Genomic DNA, 21,135 nt, shown 5'->3' on the forward strand with positions numbered 1-21,135 from the left:
TTTCATGCACGGTTCTGAAGGAGAGGTAGGAGTGGTAACGCTCCTATCGACTCTAACAAAGCTAAAGCCAACCCGGAAGCGTTCTGGGCAGAACTAGCGGAAACAGAACTCCATTGGTTTCAAAAATGGGATCAGGTTTTAGACTGGCAACCCCCTTTTGCCAAATGGTTTGTCAATGGCAAAATTAACATTTCCTATAATTGTTTAGATCGGCACTTAACCACCTGGCGGAAAAATAAAGCCGCCTTAATTTGGGAGGGAGAACCGGGGGATACCCGAACTTTAACTTACTTGCAACTGCATCGAGAAGTCTGTCAAATGGCGAACGTTCTCAAACAGTTGGGAGTGCAAAAAGGTGATCGGATTGGCATCTATATGCCCATGATACCCGAAGCCGCCATTGCTATGTTAGCCTGTGCCCGGATTGGTGCGCCCCATACCGTTGTCTTTGGGGGGTTTAGCGGAGAAGCACTTAAAGATCGGTTAGTGGACGCCGAAGCTAAATTAGTGATTACCGCCGATGGTGGCTGGCGTAAAGATGCCATTGTTCCCTTAAAAGAACAAGTCGATAAAGCCATTGAAGCCGGGGCTACCAGTATTGATAACGTTTTAGTGGTACAAAGAACTAACCAAAAAATTAACATGGAACCGGGACGGGATCATTGGTGGCATGATCTCAGACAGGGAGTTTCCGCCGACTGTCCCGCCGAACCGATGGATAGTGAAGATATGTTATTTATCCTCTACACCAGTGGGACAACGGGCAAACCCAAGGGCGTTGTTCACACCACGGGCGGATATAACCTCTATACCCACATTACCAATAAATGGGCTTTTGACCTACAGGATACCGATGTCTATTGGTGTACGGCCGATGTCGGTTGGATTACTGGACACAGTTATATTGTCTATGGGCCCCTATCCAACGGCGCGACAACCCTAATGTATGAAGGGGCGCCGCGTACTTCTAACCCCGGTTGTTTCTGGGATGTGGTGGAAAAATATGGGGTGACGATTTTCTATACGGCACCCACCGCAATTCGGTCATTTATGAAAATGGGCGAACACCATCCCAAGTCCCGTAATTTATCGTCTCTGCGCCTATTAGGAACCGTGGGAGAACCGATTAACCCCGAAGCTTGGATGTGGTATCAACGGGTAATTGGTAACGGTAAATGCCCGATTGTCGATACTTGGTGGCAAACGGAAACGGGCGGGTTTATGATTACCCCCTTACCCGGAGCGACCCCAACAAAACCCGGTTCGGCTACCTTACCCTTTCCTGGGATTTTAGCGGATGTGGTAGATACGGAAGGAAACCCCGTAACCGATGAAAGTGGCGGCTATTTGGTGGTGCGCTATCCCTGGCCGGGAATGATGCGGACGATATATGGTGATCCCGACCGTTTCCGGCGGACATATTGGGAATATTTGAAACCAAAAGATGGTATTCCCCTCTATTTTGCCGGGGATGGAGCCCATCAAGACCGAGATGGCTATTTCTGGGTTATGGGTCGGGTAGATGACGTGATCAGTGTGTCGGGACACCGTTTAGGGACGATGGAAATTGAGTCAGCCTTAGTCTCCCATCACGCGGTGGCTGAGGCTGCGGTGGTTGGGAAACCCGATGAAATTAAGGGTGAGGAGATTGTGGCTTTTGTCACCTTGGAGGAAGGCAAAGAGGCGTCCGATGAGTTAGCACAGGAACTCAAGAAGCACGTTGTCAAGGAAATTGGCGCCTTAGCCCGTCCTGGGGAAATTCGGTTTACGGATGATCTACCTAAAACCCGGTCTGGGAAGATTATGCGGCGGTTATTGCGATCGCTGGCGTCGGGTCAAGAAATTACGGGAGATACTTCTACGCTACAGGATCGCAGTGTATTAGAGAAATTGCGGGGAGGGGCGTAAATCAGTTATTAGTTATTAGTTATCAGTTATCAGTTGTCAGTTATTAGTTATTAGTTATCAGTTATTAGTTATTAGTTATTAGTTATTAGTTATTAGTGTTGATTTTGTGATCTTCCCTAGATTTTTTATAGTATTTAAAATTTATCACAGTTTATAAATCAGCCTCTTAGTAACTTTTAAATAAATTTGAGCAAATTATTGGTTTAATAGAACCTTTGATAAATTATAAATAACCAAAGTAGCAAAAAATTCAAACCAATTCAGGGATATCTACAACAAATGAAGCGATCGCTATCCAGAAATTATAAGTTTCAACTCATCACATTTACTATCATTTATATTGCCGGGATGACTCTATCACTAAAACTTCAGTTAATAGATCCTTTTGCTCTGGCTGTCTGGCCACCCGCCGGAATCGCCCTAGCACTAATGTTATTATTTGGGGTTAGGGTTTGGCCAGGTATAGTAATTAGTTTTATATTATTAAACATCATTTTGTTCCCAGATGAAGTTGATTTTACTACATCAATTATGCCTCCAATCGGTGAAATATTACAAACCCTATTTGCAGTAAAATGTTTAGATTATTTTAAGTTTGATCGCCGTTTAAGTCGTTTAAGTGATGTCTTTAAGTTGATATTTTGGGGGGCGATAATTTCTACTCAAATTAAAACAATTTTGCAAATATCAACTATTTGTTTATTTAAAGAAGGGATGTGGAATGATTTTATTTGCGTATCTCCTGAAGGAGATTGGGGTAATTTTATTAATCTTTTCTGGAATTGGTGGCTAGGTAATGTGATGGGAATATTAAATTTTACTCCCTTAATTCTATTATTATATTTAGATAATCAGCCACCGGATCGGCAAATTTTATCTGAGTCCAAATTGGTGAGAAAAAGGGTTAAATCTTTCCTTCTATTGGGCCTAATTATTATTATTAGTTATCTAATCTTTTTTGAAAAAATTGATCAGCATCTTGCTAATTATCCGATAGAATATTTACCTTTACCTTTTATTATTTGGGCAACTTTAAAATTTGATCACAGAATCTCGATTACTGCTACATTTTTAGTATCAATGATCTCGATTTTATCAAATTTTTATGGTGGGGCCCATTTATAGCGAGAACAGGAAATATCAGCGAGGCAACACTATTATTACAAACATTTATGGCTGTAATAACTATTACTAATCTAGTATTATTAGCTACAGTTAGTGAACGGAGACAAGCAGAAAAGAAGTTAAAACAATTAAATCAAGAGTTAGAAAATCGTGTAAAGGAACGCACAGCAGAGTTAGAAATTGCTAAGAAAAAAGCCGAAGTTGCAAATCAAGCTAAAAGTACGTTTATTGCCAATATGAGTCACGAATTGCGGAGTCCTCTCAATGCAATTATTGGCTTTTCTCAATTAATGTTACGCACGAAAAATTTGCCTTCTGAACAATATGAAAATGCGGGAATTATTCAAAGAAGTGGGGAATATTTATTAACTTTAATTAATAATATCTTAGATTTTTCTAAAATTGAAGCTCAAAAAACTACTTTAAATCAAAAGGATTTTGACCTATATCAATTGTTAGATGATTTGGAAGATATGTTACATTTAAGGGCATTTAATGCGGGATTAGAATTGATTTTTGTCCGTGGAGAAAATCTACCTCGTTATCTTTATGCTGATGGAGTAAAACTACGCCAAATTTTACTCAATTTATTAGGGAATGCGATTAAATTTACATCAAAAGGTGAAGTAATTTTAAGTGTTAATAGCCAGGAAAATCAAGACAATCAAAATTATATTTTAAATTTTACAATTAGCGACACAGGAAAGGGAATTTCTCAAGAAGAATTAGGCAATTTATTTCAGGCTTTTTCCCAAACAGAATCAGGACGAGAAGCCCAAGAAGGCACGGGATTAGGATTAGTAATTAGTCGTCAATTTGTGCAGTTAATGGGAGGAGATATTGCGGTAGAGAGTCAATTAGGACAAGGCACAACTTTTCAATTTTCGATTAATGTAAAATTAGGTCAAGAATCAACTAAAATTGAACGAATTAATCCTAAACGAGTATTAGCACTAGCACCGGAACAACCGACTTACAAAATCTTAACAGTAGATGATAAAGCGATTAATTCCCAATTATTAATGAAATTATTAACACCATTAGGATTTGAAGTAAAAGAAGCGAGTAATGGACAGGAAGCTATAGAAATTTGGAATCAATGGCAACCTCATTTAATTCTTATGGATATGAGAATGCCTGTAATGGATGGTTATGAAGCGACTAAATATATTAAGTCAACGACCCAAGGTAATGCTACCGCGATTATTGCTTTAACTGCGAGTGTTTTAGAAGAAGAAAAAGCGATTACTCTGTCAGCAGGATGTGACGATTTTATGCGTAAACCCTTTAAAGAATATACAATTTTTGAAGTATTAACTAAACATTTAGGAGTTAAATATATATATGCTGAAAATAATGATCAAAATTTGGCAGTTATCGAAGAAAAATCTTTAACATCTGATGGTTTTAAATGTATGAATCAAGCATGGATTAATCAATTTTATGAAGCTGTTTTAGAAGCAAATACAAATGATGTGATAGAATTAATTAAAGAAATTCCGCAAACAGAAAGTTCTTTAATACAATCTCTAACAAAATTAGCCAAGCAATTTGAATTTGAGAAATTAGTTGATTTAGTTGAACCTTTGATAAATTACGAATAGAAATAGCAGCAAAAAATTTAAACAAATTATCTCTTTTATTATCTTATCTACCTTGTTTTTATTGGTAACAATATCTCATGCTTATACCCAAACCAACCAAGAAATAGAAAGTGTAAATCCTGTTGTTTTAATTGATAAAATAACAAAATATCCTTTAGGTTTAAATTTAGAAATATTTGAAGATAAAACTAGAGAATTAACGATTGAAGATGTAGTTAATCAAAAATTTATCCCTAGTCAGCAAAAAGTCCCCAACTTAGGACTAAAAAACTCAGCCATTTGGGTACGTTTTCGGGTAAAAAATGAAGCAATTAAAATTAAAAATTGGCTTTTAATTTTTAGTGATACTCGTATTGGCACAGTAGATTTTTATTTGCCTAAACCAGATCGAAATAAATTTAATTTTATTAAAACTGGTAGAGATTTTCCCTTTCATACCAGAGAATTTAACCACCGTTATTTTATTGTTAATTTACATTTTGATCATCAAAACGAACAAATTATTTATTTACGTTTAACTTCACAACTTGGTTTCACAATTCCTTTAAATATTTACTCCTTAGAAATATTTTGGCAACAGGATCAAGGTAATATTTTATTCTTAGGAATATCCTACGGAATTATTCTGGTGATGATTGTTTATAATTTATTTTTATTTATATCCTTACGAGACAGAAGTTATTTATATTATATTTTATTTATTACGGGTTATTTATTTTTCCAACTAAGCCGTGAAGGAATAGGACATCAATATTTATGGAGCAATTTCCCTAATTATCCTGAAATTTCAGTTTTAATGGCCTTATTTACTTTAATTGGGTGGATTAAATTTACTCAATCTTTCTTACAAACCCAAAAATATATTCCTAAAATAGATAAATTTTTCTTTTTTACAAGTATATTTCTCATTGTTTTTGATCTTAGTGTGATCTTAATCAGATTTATTAGTTTTTTCAAAAATTATCAATATTCATTTATCATAACCTTTAATAGTTTATTTATCTCGATCATGATCTTAATCATCGCTATAATTAGATGGAAACAAAAATATAAACCAGCTAAATATTTTTTATTAGCAATGTTAGCTCCAATTTTGTGTACAACTATTCATGGTTTAAGTGTATTTTCATTAATACCTTATAATTTTTATACTGAGAAAAGTTTAGCATTAGGTTTTACTTTATCAGTAGTATTATTTTCTATTGCTTTAGCAGATCGGATTAATTTAATTAAAGAAGAAAGAGTGCAAGCACAAGCAGAAGCCTTAAAAAATGCTGAACTTAATCAACAATTAATTAAAGAACAAAATATTATTTTAGAACAAAAAGTTAATCAAAGAACAACAGAATTAGCAATTGCTAAGGAAAAAGCCGAAGTAGCAAATAAAGCGAAAAGTAGCTTTATTGCTAATATGAGCCATGAATTAAGGTCGCCTTTAAACGCAATTATTGGTTTTTCTCAGTTAATATTACGCACAAAAAATCTACCTTCTGAACAATACGAAAATGCGGGTATTATTCAACGAAGTGGTGATTATTTATTAACTTTAATTAATAATGTCTTAGATTTTTCTAAAATTGAAGCTCAAAAAACTACTTTAAATCAAAAGGATTTTGACCTATATCAATTGTTAGATGACTTGGAAGATATGTTACATTTAAGGGCGTTTAATGCTGGATTAGAATTAATTTTTGTGCGCGGTGAAAATCTACCTCGTTATATTAAGGAACCGGATTAGGATTAGTAATTAGTCGTCAATTTGTGCAGTTAATGGGGGGAGATATTACGGTAGAAAGTGAATTAGGAAAAGGCACAATTTTTCAATTTTCAATTGTGGTACAATTAGGTAAAGAAACTGATAAAATTGAACACATTAATCCTAAAAGAGTATTAAAACTAGCACCGGAACAACCGACTTACAAAATCTTGACAGTAGATGATAAACCGATTAATTGTCAATTATTAATTAAATTACTTTCACCTTTAGGCTTTGAAGTAAAAGAAGCGAGTAATGGACAGGAAGCGATCGCAATTTGGCAAGAATGGCAACCCCATTTAATATTGATGGATATGAGAATGCCTGTAATGGATGGTTATGAATCCACTAAATATATTAAGTCAACGACTCAAGGTAATGCTACCGCGATTATTGCTTTAACTGCGAGTGTCTTAGAAGAAGAAAAAGCGATTACTCTGTCAGCAGGATGTGATGATTTTATGAGAAAACCCTTTAAAGAATATACAATTTTTGAAATATTAACTAAACATTTAGGAATCAAATATATTTATGAAGATATGACAGATGGAAATAGCCAAACAGGAGTAAAAATCAATGAATTATCCCAACTAACTACAGAACAATTCCAAATAATGCCCCAGGAATGGGTGCTCAGATTATATCAAGCAGTTCTCGAAGCAGATGATCAGGAAATCATAAGATTAATTCCAGAAATTCCTGAAACCGAAGCTGCTTTAGCTAAAATCTTGACTAAACTGGTGCGTCAATATCAATTTGAGCAAATTATTGATTTAATAGAACCTCTCGTTTAATCATCAACTTCTGCTTCTGTGAAAATAGGCGGCCATAATGCAGAAATTGATAATTCCCAACCGGGAAATAGTTCGGGTAGAGTTAAAATATCTTCATTTGCTAATATAATGGGTTCCCCTGTCGGTCGATAAACGGTAACAGTCAATTCATCAGGGTCAATCAAAATTCCCACAATTGCACCTAATTCTAAAAACTTTTTGAGTTTTTTTTCTAGTGTTTTAACTCGATCACTTTGAGATTTAATTTCTACAACTAAATCTGGAACTAATTTGGCAAAGTATCGGACACTTTGTTGTAGCTGAGATGCACGAACAAAAGAAACATCTGGTGCTTTTAAGTTAGTATCGGGCATGATAAAACCTCCTGCGGAGTCAAATATTCGCCCTAAGCGACGAGGTTCAACCCAAGCGAAAAGAAAGGCAATTAAACGGACACCTATTTCGCTAGAGATAATATCTGATGGCCCCATAACGATAATTTTCCCATTTTCAAGTTCTAATTGGTAATCCTGTCCAGCTTCCGAGAGAGTTGCTTGTAAGTTTTCTAAGTCTTTTATTGTCATCAGTGCCATGAGAAAAATCTCCTTGTCTAACTGAATTGATTAATATTATAGCTCTAAATTTAGGTAAAAACTTGATCGGATGCGATCACACTTTAACAATTTTCCTAGAGGTGATTAAATTATTATCAGGACAAGCCGCGATCGCTATTGGATTCTAAAACAAATTCAACTTTTAATTTTTTACCCAATACTAATGCAGCTTTAGTAATTGTTTGTAAATTTAAAGATGAATTTTTAGGATCAAGAAGCCGTTGTAAAGAAGATCGGCTAGTGTTCATTCGTTTAGCCATTTCGCTTTTTGAAAGTCCGGCTTGATTCATGGCTTCTTGAATTTGGTAAGCAATTACCCTTTTGATTGCTATTGCTTCTACCTCTGATAATATTCCTTCTTCTTCAAGAAATGTATCAAAATTACTGCCAATATATTGATTATTCATGTTAATTGATTGATAAGTTATTTAATCTATTTTTAGCAATGTCTAACTCTTTTTCAGGAAGTTTTTGAGATTTTTTAATAAACCCATGTAACAAGATCATTTTATCATCTTTAACCGTAAAAATAACACGGGCAATTTTATTGTCTAAAGATATTCTAACTTCCCATAAGTTGGCTACCAACTTTTTAACCAAGGGCATTCCCATAGGCCAACCAAACTGCACGGTTTTAACATCTGTCCCAATAATTTTCTTTTCATTAGGGGATAAGGACTTTAGCCATTCTCTAACAGGCTGATTGCCAAGTTCGGATTTGTAAAAAACAACCTGTAAAATCAGGTTAGGATCATTCATCTTTAATAATTATACCTAATAAGTTTCATCTTAATCAATATTTAGGATGCAATTTTAACCAACTATGGTATTATGGCGACGACGATTAATGCCAGTACCAAGAGAAATTGTATCAATTATAACGAAAAGGAAAATCAAATATTGTGGGAACTCGGATTAAAAATTTACAAGTCACAAAAGTCGTGGATGGGGACACAATCAAGGTGTTACTCAATGATAAGCGAGAATTTTTAAGACTCGATTGTGTGGATACCGAAGAAATACTTAACCATGATTCTAAACCCCGAACAAATGCCGGAATTGCCGCCGCAGAAATGGCACAACAATATTTTATGAATGAACATAGTTTTTTAACAAAAGTCGATATTGAATTTGATGGCAATGAACCAGCAGAAGTGTGTTTAGAAAAATATCGAGATCATCACGGACGATTAATTTGTTATGTGCATAAACAGGGAGAAAATTATAATTTAAAATTAATTAAGGAAGGTTGGAGTCCTTATTTTATTAAATATGGAAATTCTCGATTATATCATCAAGAAATGATGCGGGCTGAAGCCGATGCCCAAGCCCATAATCGCATGATTTGGAATCGCCAAACCAACGAAAGTAATGCTTTTAGAAACTATACTATTTTAATGCCTTGGTGGTCGTTACGCGCTGCGATTGTGGATGATTTTCGTCACTATGGACAACCGAATGGCGTGTTATCCGTGCGTTTAGATTATCCTAATATATTATTAGCAGCAATGAAGCAACAATCTATTACTATTTTCTGTGATTTACAGGAGGGAATTACTAAATGGATTGGGAATAGTGGGATTATTCATACCGGAACAAAAGACCGAAGTTTAAAATTATGGATTCCTGAAGCTAGTAATAATAAAGATTCTCCTATCATTCATTTAATTAATAAACGATATACGGGGTTAGGACGGAGTTACGTCTATATTAGTGGACAAGTGACCATGTACCGAGATAAACCCGAAATTACCCTAAATCATCTGCAACAATTATCGGATTTTTGCCCGATTGTTCAAGCAAAAAATTTGGCAAATTCCCCAACTTTAACTTATAATAATACGCAGAAATAATTAGGATACCATCATGGTAAATTCCCCCAAAATTCTCGCCTTTGCTGGAAGTGCTAAGGAAACTTCCTATAATAAAAAGTTAGTCCAAATTGCAGCCGCCGGAGCCAAAACAGCCGGGGCGGAAGTCACCTATATTGATTTACGGGATTTCCCGATGCCCTTATTTGATGAAGACTTAGAAGTCCAACAGGGTATTCCGGTGGCTGTTCGTCAATTCAAAGATTTAATGTTAGCCCATCAAGGCTTATTAATTGCCTGTCCTGAGTATAATAGTTCGATTACACCGTTATTAAAAAATGCCATTGATTGGGCATCCCGTCCCGAACCCAATTTACCGGGATTAGCTTGTTTTAATAATAAAATTGCAGCGATTATGAGCGCCTCCCCTGGAGGGTTTGGAGGAATGCGCGGGTTAGTTCATGTTCGGGCTATTTTAGAAAGTATTGGGGTATTAGTTATTCCTCAACAACGCTCTATTTCTCAAGCCTTTGAAGCCTTTAATTCCGATGGAAGTTTAAAAGATCCCAAACAACAGCAGGATGTAGAAAGTTTAGGCGCAAAAGTTACAAGTTTATTGATTAAACTTTCAGCTTAAATTTCAGTCATCAGTTATCAGTTTATTGCTATTATAGCAGTCCTAAATCATTATCAAGAGCATGATATAATGATAAGCTGTTAAGCATTTAAACCGCATATTTTAGAGGCTGAAACCCCCTTACTGGCTTGGATCGCCTCGAAAATTAGGTTGTTCATGAAAAGAATGTTGTAGCGGTGAATCACTAAACAGAGACAGAAATTCTAAAGCAGTCCCTTGAAAATATCTTTGAGGAGAAATAAAGTTGTGAATGATAATGTTATTCATCGAAAGATTTTGATTTTATCGGCTAACCCTAAAAGAACAAGTCCTTTACGGTTGGATGAAGAAATGCGAGAAATCAAAGAAGGGTTGAAGCGATCGCAGTCTAGGGATTTATTTTCAATTGAATCCGCAGAAGCGACTCGCTATCGAGATATTCGCAGGGCAATTTTAGATAATCAACCGAATATTGTTCATTTTAGCGGACATGGATCGGGGGAAAATGGTTTAGTTTTTGAAGATGATAGCGGATGTCAAAAGTTAGTGGATACGGAAGCGATCGCAGGACTTTTTCAATTATTTTCTGAACAGGTGGAATGTGTGGTACTCAATGCCTGTTCTTCAGAAGTGCAAGCTCAAGAAATCGCCAAATATATTAATTATGTGATTGGCATGAGTCAGGCGATTGATGATAGAGCCGCGATTGAATTTTCTGTGGCTTTTTATGATGCGTTAGGAGCAGGTCAAACTTATAATTTTGCTTATAATTTAGGATGTAATGCCATTATGATGGCTGGAATCTCTCAAGAATTTATTCCTCGCTGGTATGGGGAAAAGGTTGAAAAGTCTACTGTTAAAACTTCACGTTTGATTAAACCCACTCAATCCGATTCAACTGTTTCTAACTCAGGAGATAAAAAAATGACAGGGGAACGTAACATTAATATTGGAACGGGAAATTATACGAATACCAGTACCAATACCAGTATTGGGACAGGTGATTACCGTAAAATATCGATTAAGGGTCAAGGTCGTTATATTGAAGCAAATTCTTATAATAATTCAGCAGAAAAGTCAAATCTTGCTGAAGTGGCGAATGAAATTCAACAATTGCTTGAACAACTCAGCAAAACTAACCCCACGAATACGATGACGGGAAAGATGAAAATAGCAGGGGAAGTGATCGAACAAATAGAAAGTAATCCAGCGTTGATGAAGCGAGTTATTGGTGCATTAAAAGCGGGGGGTGTTAGTGCGTTTGAGCAAGTTCTCAATCATCCAGCCGCGAGTTTTGTAATTGGTGCTTTGGAAGAATGGCAAGATAGCAAAAGTTAGGAAGGTTTTAAGAATAATGCGATCGCTTTTAACTTTCAAGCCAAGCAATTTTTCTCACCTCTCTAACTCCCGAAGAAAATCATCTACAGAACCCACTATAATCATGCCTTCTGCCGCTTCCTGTCGAATTTCTTTAATTTCTTGGAGTAGTTGTTCTCGGCGACTTCTCTGTAGGCGCTTAACTAAGATTTCAACGATGAGGTTTTGTTCCTCGATTGAGAGGGATTCTACTGTATCTAGTGCTTGTTGAAGCCTTGAGGTTTGTAATCCTTCAGACATAATTAGTAATATAAAAAATTGCTGTTTTGATTATAACATTATCAGGAAGATATCATCACGAAATTTAGCTTTCTTCGGGTTCGGAACTGTTCTGAACATTCCCTTCAATATAACTACCTTGGTCATTAACGGAGGTTTCCCGATAATCGCCTTTGTTAATTTCAATATTGCGATCGCCTGAAATTTCTGTATCGCCTTGGGACACATCGACAGTTCCCGTTAAATCACCGCCAACGACACCACTGATATTGCCTTGGACACTACTAATGGTAATATTACCGCGAGTTTCTTGATAGGTTTCCACATAAAACTTAGGTTGCTGAATCGCATTCTCTAGTAACTCTTGAAATCGGACAATTTGCTGATCTTTTTCAGCGACAGCGGCTAAAAATGCTTGTAAGTCGCTGTAAGTTCCCGATTTAATTTGGTTATAGATGGCACTATATTCTTGACTCAGAATTGAACGGTTAGCATCATCAGTAACTTGAGCTTGGAAGTGAATTTTTTCGTTTCCTCGTCCTTCGATTGAAAGCACTTTTAGTCCGGCTTCTGGGTATTTTTCGATTAATTTCTGAAATGCGATCGCGGCTGCACTTGGATCGACTCCTTGATGGTGAAAGATATCCAAAATTGTATAATTTTCTGCCACTCTCCGCAAATCAATATTTTGAGTTTGGTAGAGTTTTTGAGTTTTAATAATCGGCGCGATAAAATCACTGAAGTCCCCATCTTTAAAGGTTTCATTGCGGTTATCCGGTTTACGCCAAGGATCGGGGTCTTCTTTGGTTTCTAAACGCATATAAACATATTCACATTTAATCCCTTCAAATTGGGTATCGAGGGAAATTGCCCAATCTTGAATGCAAGCACCTGTTAAGATTGCATTCTTGAGGTTAGTCCCGTACAGTTGAGCTTTGGCGAGTTTAGCGCGTGTTAAGTTTGCTCCTTCTAAGGTCGCTTCACTCAATTTGGCATTAATGAAACTCGCATCGGTTAAGTCTGCATTTCGTAAGTTACATCCCCGCAAATCTAAACCATCAAAGTTCTGATTTCGTCCATCTCCTGTAACAACCAGTTGCCGAATTTTTTCGTTTTCTAAATAGGTTCCTTCAACTCTAGCTTTATCTAGGTTTTTGGCATTCAACCAACAAGTACGAGTTAGATTAGCTTCTCTAAAATCAGTATTTCCCAAAAGGGCTTCTGTAAAGTCAGCATCCGTTAAATCTGAGCCATAAAAGTTTGTTCCTTTCTTCGAGCATAAAGCTATAGCAAATGATTTAAATACTAAATATTTACGTTCTCCGTTCATTGCTTTTAAACTGAAATATAACGCCATAACTATCGAGAAAATAGTTAGTATAAATGATACAAGAAAGCTGCCAAAAGAATCTTTAAAAATGAGGTCATATATTCTGTTTAAAACCGTACTAGGAATAGCACCAGCTAGAGCAAAAAATAAGCTAATACTTAAAAGTCTTAGTTTTGAAACTTTAACTATAATTATTCCTAGAGTGACAATAGTTTCAGTTAAAATAGTAAAACCTGCTATGAATCCTATATCAATTAGCACTCCAAACAATAAAGGCATTGTAAATTCTCTGATCTTTTCCGAAGGTGGAGAGACAGCAACAGCAAAAACGAGAAAACTAAAAATTGCAAGGGTAAAAGAAGCAAGACTGTTCTTAAACTCAATATATATACAAAGTCCTAAAAATATAAGAGGAATTAATAAGGTAACTATTCCTACGGCAAGTTTGTTACCTGGTAAAAATAACTCATCACCTATTGCAAAACTTGACCAACCTATAAGCACTCCAGATACAGTAAGAAAAACCAGGCAAGCAAATATTATTCCATATTTAATCCATAAGCTTACTCCATTTATTGTATAGCTAAAATTTGAACTTTTAAGGTTTAAAAAATTCAACCTTAAACCTCTAATGTCAGAATTGCTTAGATCTTTTTTTGTTAGTTGTTGATTCTTAAAATCACCTTTTAATTTTCTCATATTTTTTATTTAATTGATGTAGATCAGAATTGACGAGCATTTTACCTTTTTTGTTTGGTACGGGAGCTAGAAAGTCTTTTTTTAGCTTCTTTTATAAAAGCATCACGACTTTCTTTAGTACCGTCACAACATCCGCCTCTCGGATCAAAATATATATTAAGAGATGGATTTTTGATATATTCTATAATCTTATCTGTTTCCATACTTCTCTTTTGACGACCCGTATTTTTATATTTTTTGCTCAATTGCTGTAATGATTCTACTACTCTGTCTGGCTTTTCTTGTCCTATATAAACCAAAGCCACGGCTGGACTATCTACGGCTCCAATCTTTGGATCTTTGTCATACATTTTTGTAAGTGCCGACAACGCACTATTTAAGTCAAATTTACTTACAGCAAGAGCAACATTAATCCGAACTGGATCTGGTGTTTTTGAGTTGTTAAGTGCTTTCTTGAGGAAAGTTTTTGCTTCTTCTTTTTGTTCTCCTCCAATTTCTGCTAATGCTCCAGCCGCGGCAGAACGTACATCTTCAGTTTCATTCATATTATTAAGAACATCCTTGAGGATACCTAATGCTTCTTTTCCGCCTACTTTAGCAAGAGCGTTAGCAGCATTAATGCGAACCGTTTCTTGTTCATCTGTATTTTGTAGAATAGTATTCAGAGTCTCTACAACTCTACTCTTAATAGGCGAGTCTTTCGGAAGTCCAATTTGAGCCAATGCTACAGCAGCAGCAAAGCGAACCTCAGTGTCTTCATCGGAATCTTCCAAAGCTTTCTGAAGAGTATCTATAACTTGACTTTTCAAACTCACATTTTCTTCTGTAAAATGAATTTGTCCTATTGCTTCAGTTGCACTAGAACGTATTTGTGTTTCTAGTTCCTTATTTTCAATAACCGAATTGAGGGTATTGAATACTGTTTGCCCTTTCTCTTTACCTAAAATTGAAGCAAAAATTGAAGCAAAATCACCATCACTAGGATTTGTCAAAAAATTATCTAAAGCCTGTAGTGCTTTTGTATTACCTGTTGCAGCAAGGTAACTCAATGTCGTGAAACTCCCAAAATCTGGTTGTCTTTTAAAAAGAGTAATCAAAGCTTGTACTGTTGTATCTGCTGTTAGCTCTTGTACATACTGAGAATTGCTCGCTATCTGTTTCAATGAATTAAGAGCTTCTTCTGCAATAATTTCATCCTTATTTTCTAGATTTAGTTTTAAAATTTCAATGACTTGCTTTGTTGGGGGTTGGTAAATCCAGGTTCGAGCCACCGCCGCACTAAATTGAAGAAACGGATCATTTTCTTTCTCTATGGCATCATCGAAAATGCGTAACATTTTATCCACTGGTAGCTTAACTTCTTTATATTGTGGTATTTTAGAATCATCCTCTTGATTTGATGAATTAATAATTAAAGTAATAACATTGGGATCGCAGGGATTATAGTCTGCTTTACCAACCCCAACACATCTGAAAACACTTTGATCATCAAATTCACTTGCTAACTTAAAAGCTGCTAAGTAGCGAATTTGCTTGTCACTGCTGTCTAAAGCATTCTGAAGAGTTTCAAACTCTTTTGGCTTTAGAGCTTGTACACTTGTATTAGGAAGATTTGCAAGATCTTGGTAAGAAATTTTATTTTTTTGAGCAGTGTTATCTGATCTAACAGAAGTTTGCGAAACTTGAGTTCGAGGTGTCCACAAAACTTTGGCTGTCTTCGGCCCAACAATACCATCTGGCTTCAAACCATGATAATTTTGAAACCGAATAACTGCCACACGAGTTTCTTTTCCAAAAACACCATCTACTTTCTTAACTGGAAATCCCCAATTATTCAGTTGAACCTGAAGCTGACGAACATTCTCCCCTCGACTTCCCATCTTAAGAACTCCTGAACTAGCTAATGACTGGCAAGTTTTACCAGAGTCCAAAGCATTGCGAGTTTGTTCTCCCACAACTCCATCCACTCTCAAGCCATGAGTTCGTTGTAGTTTTTTCACAGCAGCTTTCGTAATTTTTCCATAATAGCCCGTACTTCTAACACTTCCAGGCATACACCCAGCTTGTTTGAGATTATCCTGCAACTCCACAACCCCTTGACCTCGACTTCCTCTAGCTAATAATTGTGCAGCGAGTACAGGATGTAAATCGATTAGAGGAGTGAGAATCAAAATCAAAATCAGTAAACCAGGAATAGAGGAAATCTGAATCTCAGGAACTTCTGACTGTTCTTGCTGTTCCTGCCAAATTAACCACGCCTGAATGCACCCTAAAGTATCCATCGAATTTTGTCCTTTCTATCGTCTATCTGAACGAACAATAAACTACGATTGTGCTTGCTTTGCCCAATTTACTACACCTCGCCAATTCTGCACCTAGCCAAAAGTTCAGTTTTTACCCTAGCCTAAAAGCTAGTTCCACTGAACTTGACCCCCTGATTCCTCGTTTCAAACGTCCCTTTAGGTCGTAGGTTCTCGCTAGAATCAGGGGATATAAGCCTATTGAATTTAAAGGAGTGAGTGATGGGCAAAGCATCGTCCTACTGATTAAAAAACCGTCCAATCTTGTCCTAAAAATAAGGCTCTTTCAGCTTTTCTTCGTCGGGTTAATCCTTCTAATTCTTGACCTCCGGCTTTATTCCACCGGGGAAATTGATCCGCCGCCCCTTGAAAGTCTCCTTGATTTAAAAGCTTTAATAAGGTAGATTGAAATAGAGAATCTGCACCTAAATTAAAGCAAAAAGAAACTAAGGCTGAAAATTGATTAAAATTAATCGAAACTTGCACCGCTTCTGTAACAGCTTCTTCAAATTCTGCTAAATCTTCACGGAGTAATTCTTCAGCTTGGGCTTCTGTGATCACCATTCCAGGTTCTACAGTTTTGGTGTGTCCGTATCCAATTGTCCACACATCAACAGCATCTAAATAAGCTTCTAATTCCATCCCTTCAAAGGATTTAATTAAGTTAACTCCTTCTGAATTAATGGTCATTCCGCCACGAGTTGCACTATCTGTCACAACAGGAGGAACTTGATCAGCAGCAACAATAGTAAAGGTTTCTGCGAGGGTGAATTGTAAGGCTTTTTGCAGTAATTTGACTTGTTTATGAGTCGGAATAGCTTTAACGGCTAAACCATCTTTATATTCATAAATGCTACCATCGGGAAAAATTTCGAGTGTCCGTTCCATTTTTTTCTCCTTAATTATTGTTGTCTGAGGGGTTGATTAATTAGCGATCGCTTCTGAGGAAATTGTTTCTGATCCTGATACTTGAGGGTTATCAATAGAATCATCAACTTTAGTTTTCCAAAGTTCGCAAATCGTATCAGAAGTAGCGGAAGAAATACCAGTTGTGGCTGATGAAAGGGTTTTGATAATTAACACAGCCAAAAGAACAGCTACAGAAGAAGCTAACCCTAACTGACTGGCTAAAACTGGAGCTAATAAAGCCGCAGCTTTATCGGAGTTTTCTTTGTAAGCGTCTTGAATTTTTTGTTTCAATTCCTGATCGTCAAACAAATCACTACACATTAATTGATAAGCTTTGACGTTCAATTTTTGGAAGAAGCGATCGCCTGCATTAATTATCTCTGGATCAAACCCACCTCTAGGCGTTGCTATTAATGCCGCTTCTAAACTGTCTAACGAAGAAGCAGAACGAGAGGTTGATTCATCTGCTATTTCTTGCTCCTGAATCGCAAGTTGTGCTTTGAGGGTATCTTCATCAAGTTCTATGAGTTTTTGGGCAATTCCATCAAGCTGATTCATGATTCGTGAAAGTGATAAAGGTTATCAGTATTGTGACCGTTTCGGTTGCTCAATTCACTGAAATTCAACTCCAAAAATCCTCTTCTTAGAAAGGTTTAGGATAGGGGAAAATGACACCAACTTTCGCCACTTACATCCCAAACGGCGTGCAGATCTTTGTAACTGTAGGGAACATCTCCACCGCTTGCATCGTTATCATATCCTCCTTGATATCCTAACCATTTGCCATAGGGATCATTGCAAATCCAAACTCCGGCTTGCTCGTCATATCCTTTGATCACAATAATATGACCAGAATTGGTAAAAAAGCCGTGAACAATAACCGGATTTCCTTTTGCCAAATGTTGTTTAATTTCTAGTTCTGTGGTAACATTTTTAAAGGTAGTATTTTGAAGTTTACCAGGCCCGTATTCTTGACCCCATTCTTTTAAAAGACGTTGAAGGAATGCCGGAATATGGCGAGTTCTTTCTCCACCTGTATATCCATATTGTTCATCCCATTCTTCTGTTTTACGAAATAGAACATCTTCGAGTTGTACATCATTATTAATATCTTGGGCACTGCGAGAATCAATGCCATAATATTTGAGAACCATTGCTACAGAAGTAACATTACAAGCACCGAGAGGATGTTCTAAATTATTGAGTTGAGAATGATAAGGGACTTTTAAATCGACTTTGGGAGGGAGAACAGGGGGATATTTTTGACTGGGTTCTTCGCCACGAGAAACCGCCGTTAATACGATTTCGACATCATCCCCAAAACAGTAATATTGTTTGGGTGCAGTTTCTATTGAACGTGCATCAAATTCCTCTAAATAAACCCGAATATATTTCCCTTGTAAATTGGGAGTATAAGCACTAATGGGAATTTCATCTCCAGCTTTATAAGTCAGAATTTCATCAGGAGATAAATAGGAGGTTTCTAAGGGTCGAACTTTCAGGAAAGAATCCTTAGTAAAGCGCAATGTATATTCTAAGGTGTTCATGTCTTTTTCTAAAGCGACTCAAAAATTGGGTAGTTGTTGTTAAGAACACTGAGCCTTTTCACTTAATATTCCGAGGAATAATAAAGTTTTTTAGGTGTTCTTCCCCAGTAGTTCAATCTTAAGAGCAAAGGCAGAAAATCAGCCTCCCTTAAAGTTGAGTTCTAAACTAACCGATAGATGGGGAAACAACCTGAACTTTAGGCTAGGTCAAAACCTGAACTACAGTATACAGGACTTACGCATCACCGCTATCAATAGTAGGGGTAATTCATGAATTACCCCTACATCTAGGGTTCCATTCCCACTCTAAAGATAAATTTCTTTGAATTTCATACCAATTATCAATCAGTGCCTCTGCCCTCATCAATTCTAAACCGCCCAAGTCTTGACCTCTGCAAATGATATAGGGACGGGCGCTTATGCAGATTTAAGGGATGCCATATCTATGCAGAAGCGGTACTTCACATCGGACTTGAGCAGTCGCTCGTAGGCTTCGTTAACCTTCTGGATTGGGATAACTTCGACATCGGCAGTGATGTTGTGTTTGCCACAAAAGTCGAGCATCTCTTGGGTTTCGGCGATCCCACCGATACTAGAGCCAGAAAGACTGCGGCGAGCCATGATCAGGCTGAATGCCGAGACATCCAGGGGTTTCTCCGGGGCACCGACAAGGGTGATGTTACCGTCAAGGCGAAGCAGATTGAGATAGGCGTTAATATCGTGATTAGCGGAGACGGTATCGAGAATAAAATCGAAACTGCCAGCGTGCTGCTGCATCTCGTCGGCGTTGCGGGAGACAACCACTTCGTCGGCACCAAGACGGAGCGCGTCTTCTTTCTTATCGGGTGAAGTCGTAAAGACAACGACATGGGCTCCAAACGCATGAGCAAATTTCACCCCCATGTGACCCAGCCCACCAAGACCGACCACACCAACTTTCTTACCTTTGGTAACGCCCCAGTGACGCAGGGGTGAGTAGGTTGTAATCCCGGCGCACAGAAGTGGCGCGACTCCAGGGAGATTGAGGTTAGTAGGAACTCGCAGAACGAAGCGTTCATCAACAACAATACTATCGGAGTAGCCCCCATAAGTAACGCCTCCGAGGTGCTTGTCGGGAGAGTTGAAGGTGAAGGTCAGGTTCGGGCAGAACTGCTCAAGATTAGCTTGACAATGGGGGCAAGTACCATCGGAGTCAACCAGGCAACCAACCGCGGCGAGGTCATCGGGCTTGTACTTCGTAACTGCCGAGCCAACCTGGGTAACACGGCCGACGATCTCATGACCGGGGACAATTGGGTAGGTAGTGGGCATGACGCTGCTCCACTCGTTACGCACCGAATGGATGTCGGAGTGGCAGATACCGCAGAAAAGGATCTCAATCTGTACGTCGTGTTCGGTTAGATCGCGTCGTCCGATCTGGGTGAAGGACAGCGCTGATGTTGCACTGGCTGCGGAATAAGCTTTCGTGTTATACATAAATTGATGCTCCTATTTGTTTATTTTTAGCGAATGGTATTGTTGTTTTTTGATATCTATTCTCTCGCTCATGTATTGCATTATAGATTCCAGCTTACCATGAGAATTATTAATCTACTATTAATCTACTTAATTCCTCCCGAATTGATCGGGGCTGATATCCTAAATTAAAGGCTTTATAACTATCTAAAGAAACATCAGGAGGACGAGGTGCTAACATTTTAATATCCACTTGAGAACAGGGTTTAATTAAATGCTTTGGAAGCTCTAAAATATCAGCCATGAGTAAGCCAAATTCATAACGAGAAATCCGTTCTTTTCCTCCTAAATGCAAAATTCCTGATATATTTTCTAGGGCTAATAATAATCCCTTAGCTGCGGTATTTCCCCCCACGGGAGTTCTAAATTCATCTACAAATAAATTTAACTCTTTTCCTGCTTTTAAAGTTTTAATAAAAGGCTGAATAAAACTGGTGGTATGGTTAGGAACATCCCCAAACATTAAGGGCATTCTGCAAATAGTTGTTCGAGGATAGCGTTCTAACATTCCCTGTTCAGCTAATACTTTTTGTTCCCCATAATAACTAATTGGGGATACGGGATCGGTTTCTGTATAGGGTGGATTTAAACCATTAAATACTAAGTCTGTTGAAGTAAAAACACAGGGAATATTTAACTCAGCACAAAGATTAGCAATTTCCCAAGAAGCGATAACATTAATTTGATAGGATATTTCAGGATACTGTTGACAAAAGTTGGGTTGAGATTGAGCCGCAGCATGAATAACCGCATCGGGTTTAATTTCTTGAAACAGATTTTTTAATCCTGGAATATCCGTTAAATCTGTCTTAAAAAGATAAATATTAGGAATATCAATAGTTTGAGAATGAGTTAAGCCATAGACTTGCCATTGAGTTTGAGCAATTTGGCAAAGATGCCATCCTAAAAAACCACTAGCTCCTGTAATTAAGAGTTTATTCATGATTAATATGATAGACTATAGAGTGTGAACGGCGATCGCATCTTTCAGCCTAAACCATTAAGATCTAACCGTAATCATTTTTGATCCAC

At 37.2% G+C, this 21,135-nt stretch carries 18 protein-coding genes and 2 pseudogenes; 9 read left to right on the forward strand and 11 right to left on the reverse strand.

Going from position 1 to position 21,135, the window contains the following annotated elements:
• The first annotated feature begins 45 nt into the window (after positions 1-45).
• The 5 genes and pseudogenes from acs to AC559H_RS15780 all read left to right on the forward strand — a co-directional run bounded on the left by acs (position 46) and on the right by AC559H_RS15780 (position 7,187).
• Positions 46-1,908, forward strand: coding sequence for an acetate--CoA ligase (gene acs, locus AC559H_RS15760; RefSeq protein ID WP_026785344.1), 1,863 nt, complete (start codon positions 46-48; stop codon positions 1,906-1,908).
• A 279-nt stretch (positions 1,909-2,187) separates the two neighbouring features.
• Complete coding sequence (locus tag AC559H_RS15765; protein WP_026785343.1) at positions 2,188-3,033, forward strand: MASE1 domain-containing protein; 846 nt, start codon at positions 2,188-2,190, stop codon at positions 3,031-3,033.
• Between the two features lie 47 nt (positions 3,034-3,080).
• Complete coding sequence (locus AC559H_RS15770) at positions 3,081-4,637, forward strand: ATP-binding protein (protein WP_026785342.1); 1,557 nt, start codon at positions 3,081-3,083, stop codon at positions 4,635-4,637.
• 61 nt (positions 4,638-4,698) lie between these two features.
• Positions 4,699-5,184: pseudogene (locus AC559H_RS15775) on the forward strand (7TMR-DISMED2 domain-containing protein); the annotation flags it as partial.
• Positions 5,185-5,268: 84 nt separating this feature from the next.
• A pseudogene (locus AC559H_RS15780) lies at positions 5,269-7,187 on the forward strand (7TM diverse intracellular signaling domain-containing protein).
• On the opposite strand, the gene AC559H_RS15785 reads toward AC559H_RS15780, so the two are convergent.
• The 3 genes from AC559H_RS15785 to AC559H_RS15795 all read right to left on the reverse strand — a co-directional run bounded on the left by AC559H_RS15785 (position 7,184) and on the right by AC559H_RS15795 (position 8,539).
• Positions 7,184-7,759, reverse strand: coding sequence for a Uma2 family endonuclease (locus tag AC559H_RS15785; protein WP_026785339.1), 576 nt, complete (start codon positions 7,757-7,759; stop codon positions 7,184-7,186). The pseudogene AC559H_RS15780 and the gene AC559H_RS15785 sit on opposite strands and share 4 nt — an antisense overlap.
• A gap of 116 nt (positions 7,760-7,875) precedes the next feature.
• Positions 7,876-8,187 (reverse strand): helix-turn-helix domain-containing protein, encoded by a 312-nt coding sequence (locus tag AC559H_RS15790; RefSeq protein WP_026785338.1) that lies wholly within the window; start codon positions 8,185-8,187, stop codon positions 7,876-7,878.
• Position 8,188: 1 nt separating this feature from the next.
• Positions 8,189-8,539, reverse strand: a complete 351-nt coding sequence (locus AC559H_RS15795) for a type II toxin-antitoxin system RelE/ParE family toxin (protein WP_026785337.1) — start codon at positions 8,537-8,539, stop codon at positions 8,189-8,191.
• Positions 8,540-8,682: 143 nt separating this feature from the next.
• Here AC559H_RS15795 and AC559H_RS15800 point away from each other — a divergent pair, with 143 nt between their 5' ends.
• The 3 genes from AC559H_RS15800 (at position 8,683) to AC559H_RS15810 (ending at position 11,545) form a co-directional block, all read left to right on the forward strand.
• Positions 8,683-9,633, forward strand: a complete 951-nt coding sequence (locus AC559H_RS15800) for a thermonuclease family protein (protein ID WP_051319665.1) — start codon at positions 8,683-8,685, stop codon at positions 9,631-9,633.
• Positions 9,634-9,646: 13 nt separating this feature from the next.
• The gene (locus tag AC559H_RS15805; RefSeq protein WP_026795968.1) at positions 9,647-10,228 is read left to right on the forward strand and encodes an NADPH-dependent FMN reductase; all 582 of its coding nucleotides are present in this window, start codon (positions 9,647-9,649) and stop codon (positions 10,226-10,228) included.
• Positions 10,229-10,474: 246 nt separating this feature from the next.
• A complete protein-coding gene (locus tag AC559H_RS15810) occupies positions 10,475-11,545 on the forward strand; it encodes a CHAT domain-containing protein (protein WP_051319666.1) in 1,071 nt (356 codons plus the stop codon).
• A gap of 54 nt (positions 11,546-11,599) precedes the next feature.
• On the opposite strand, the gene AC559H_RS15815 is transcribed toward AC559H_RS15810, so the two are convergent.
• Both AC559H_RS15815 and AC559H_RS15820 read right to left on the reverse strand, forming a co-directional pair.
• Complete coding sequence (locus tag AC559H_RS15815) at positions 11,600-11,824, reverse strand: hypothetical protein (RefSeq protein WP_026795969.1); 225 nt, start codon at positions 11,822-11,824, stop codon at positions 11,600-11,602.
• 64 nt (positions 11,825-11,888) lie between these two features.
• Positions 11,889-13,133, reverse strand: a complete 1,245-nt coding sequence (locus tag AC559H_RS15820; protein WP_052331199.1) for a pentapeptide repeat-containing protein — start codon at positions 13,131-13,133, stop codon at positions 11,889-11,891.
• 88 nt (positions 13,134-13,221) lie between these two features.
• Between AC559H_RS15820 and AC559H_RS15825 the strand changes: the two genes are divergently transcribed.
• The gene (locus AC559H_RS15825) at positions 13,222-13,716 is read left to right on the forward strand and encodes a hypothetical protein (RefSeq protein ID WP_051319668.1); all 495 of its coding nucleotides are present in this window, start codon (positions 13,222-13,224) and stop codon (positions 13,714-13,716) included.
• 157 nt (positions 13,717-13,873) lie between these two features.
• On the opposite strand, the gene AC559H_RS15830 is transcribed toward AC559H_RS15825, so the two are convergent.
• The 6 genes from AC559H_RS15830 to AC559H_RS15855 all read right to left on the reverse strand — a co-directional run bounded on the left by AC559H_RS15830 (position 13,874) and on the right by AC559H_RS15855 (position 21,046).
• Positions 13,874-16,114, reverse strand: a complete 2,241-nt coding sequence (locus AC559H_RS15830) for a peptidoglycan-binding protein (RefSeq protein ID WP_051319669.1) — start codon at positions 16,112-16,114, stop codon at positions 13,874-13,876.
• Positions 16,115-16,378: 264 nt separating this feature from the next.
• A complete protein-coding gene (locus AC559H_RS15835; protein ID WP_202806317.1) occupies positions 16,379-17,020 on the reverse strand; it encodes a lysozyme in 642 nt (213 codons plus the stop codon).
• Positions 17,021-17,056: 36 nt separating this feature from the next.
• On the reverse strand, positions 17,057-17,599 hold the full coding sequence (locus AC559H_RS15840) for a hypothetical protein (protein WP_026795971.1): 543 nt from the start codon (positions 17,597-17,599) through the stop codon (positions 17,057-17,059).
• Positions 17,600-17,694: 95 nt separating this feature from the next.
• The gene (locus AC559H_RS15845; RefSeq protein WP_051319670.1) at positions 17,695-18,588 is read right to left on the reverse strand and encodes a C39 family peptidase; all 894 of its coding nucleotides are present in this window, start codon (positions 18,586-18,588) and stop codon (positions 17,695-17,697) included.
• A gap of 417 nt (positions 18,589-19,005) precedes the next feature.
• Positions 19,006-20,064, reverse strand: a complete 1,059-nt coding sequence (locus tag AC559H_RS15850; RefSeq protein ID WP_026785332.1) for an NAD(P)-dependent alcohol dehydrogenase — start codon at positions 20,062-20,064, stop codon at positions 19,006-19,008.
• 109 nt (positions 20,065-20,173) lie between these two features.
• Entirely contained in the window at positions 20,174-21,046 is an 873-nt protein-coding gene (locus AC559H_RS15855; RefSeq protein WP_026785331.1) for an SDR family oxidoreductase, read from the reverse strand.
• Positions 21,047-21,135: the final 89 nt, after the last annotated feature.

Source organism: Planktothrix prolifica NIVA-CYA 540 (assembly GCF_963864145.1).
Taxonomy (GTDB): domain Bacteria; phylum Cyanobacteriota; class Cyanobacteriia; order Cyanobacteriales; family Microcoleaceae; genus Planktothrix; species Planktothrix agardhii.

What these genes read in the sequence shown, in the direction of transcription:
- AC559H_RS15765 (WP_026785343.1), top strand. Translation starts at nt 2,188, where the DNA reads ATGAAGCGATCGCTATCCAGAAATTATAAGTTTCAACTCATCACATTT.
- AC559H_RS15770 (WP_026785342.1), top strand. Translation starts at nt 3,081, where the DNA reads ATGGCTGTAATAACTATTACTAATCTAGTATTATTAGCTACAGTTAGT.
- AC559H_RS15785 (WP_026785339.1), bottom strand. Translation starts at nt 7,759, where the DNA reads ATGGCACTGATGACAATAAAAGACTTAGAAAACTTACAAGCAACTCTC.
- AC559H_RS15790 (WP_026785338.1), bottom strand. Translation starts at nt 8,187, where the DNA reads ATGAATAATCAATATATTGGCAGTAATTTTGATACATTTCTTGAAGAA.
- AC559H_RS15795 (WP_026785337.1), bottom strand. Translation starts at nt 8,539, where the DNA reads ATGAATGATCCTAACCTGATTTTACAGGTTGTTTTTTACAAATCCGAA.
- AC559H_RS15805 (WP_026795968.1), top strand. Translation starts at nt 9,647, where the DNA reads ATGGTAAATTCCCCCAAAATTCTCGCCTTTGCTGGAAGTGCTAAGGAA.
- AC559H_RS15815 (WP_026795969.1), bottom strand. Translation starts at nt 11,824, where the DNA reads ATGTCTGAAGGATTACAAACCTCAAGGCTTCAACAAGCACTAGATACA.
- AC559H_RS15820 (WP_052331199.1), bottom strand. Translation starts at nt 13,133, where the DNA reads ATGAACGGAGAACGTAAATATTTAGTATTTAAATCATTTGCTATAGCT.
- AC559H_RS15825 (WP_051319668.1), top strand. Translation starts at nt 13,222, where the DNA reads ATGAGGTCATATATTCTGTTTAAAACCGTACTAGGAATAGCACCAGCT.
- AC559H_RS15830 (WP_051319669.1), bottom strand. Translation starts at nt 16,114, where the DNA reads ATGGATACTTTAGGGTGCATTCAGGCGTGGTTAATTTGGCAGGAACAG.
- AC559H_RS15835 (WP_202806317.1), bottom strand. Translation starts at nt 17,020, where the DNA reads ATGGAACGGACACTCGAAATTTTTCCCGATGGTAGCATTTATGAATAT.
- AC559H_RS15840 (WP_026795971.1), bottom strand. Translation starts at nt 17,599, where the DNA reads ATGAATCAGCTTGATGGAATTGCCCAAAAACTCATAGAACTTGATGAA.
- AC559H_RS15845 (WP_051319670.1), bottom strand. Translation starts at nt 18,588, where the DNA reads ATGAACACCTTAGAATATACATTGCGCTTTACTAAGGATTCTTTCCTG.
- AC559H_RS15850 (WP_026785332.1), bottom strand. Translation starts at nt 20,064, where the DNA reads ATGTATAACACGAAAGCTTATTCCGCAGCCAGTGCAACATCAGCGCTG.
- AC559H_RS15855 (WP_026785331.1), bottom strand. Translation starts at nt 21,046, where the DNA reads ATGAATAAACTCTTAATTACAGGAGCTAGTGGTTTTTTAGGATGGCAT.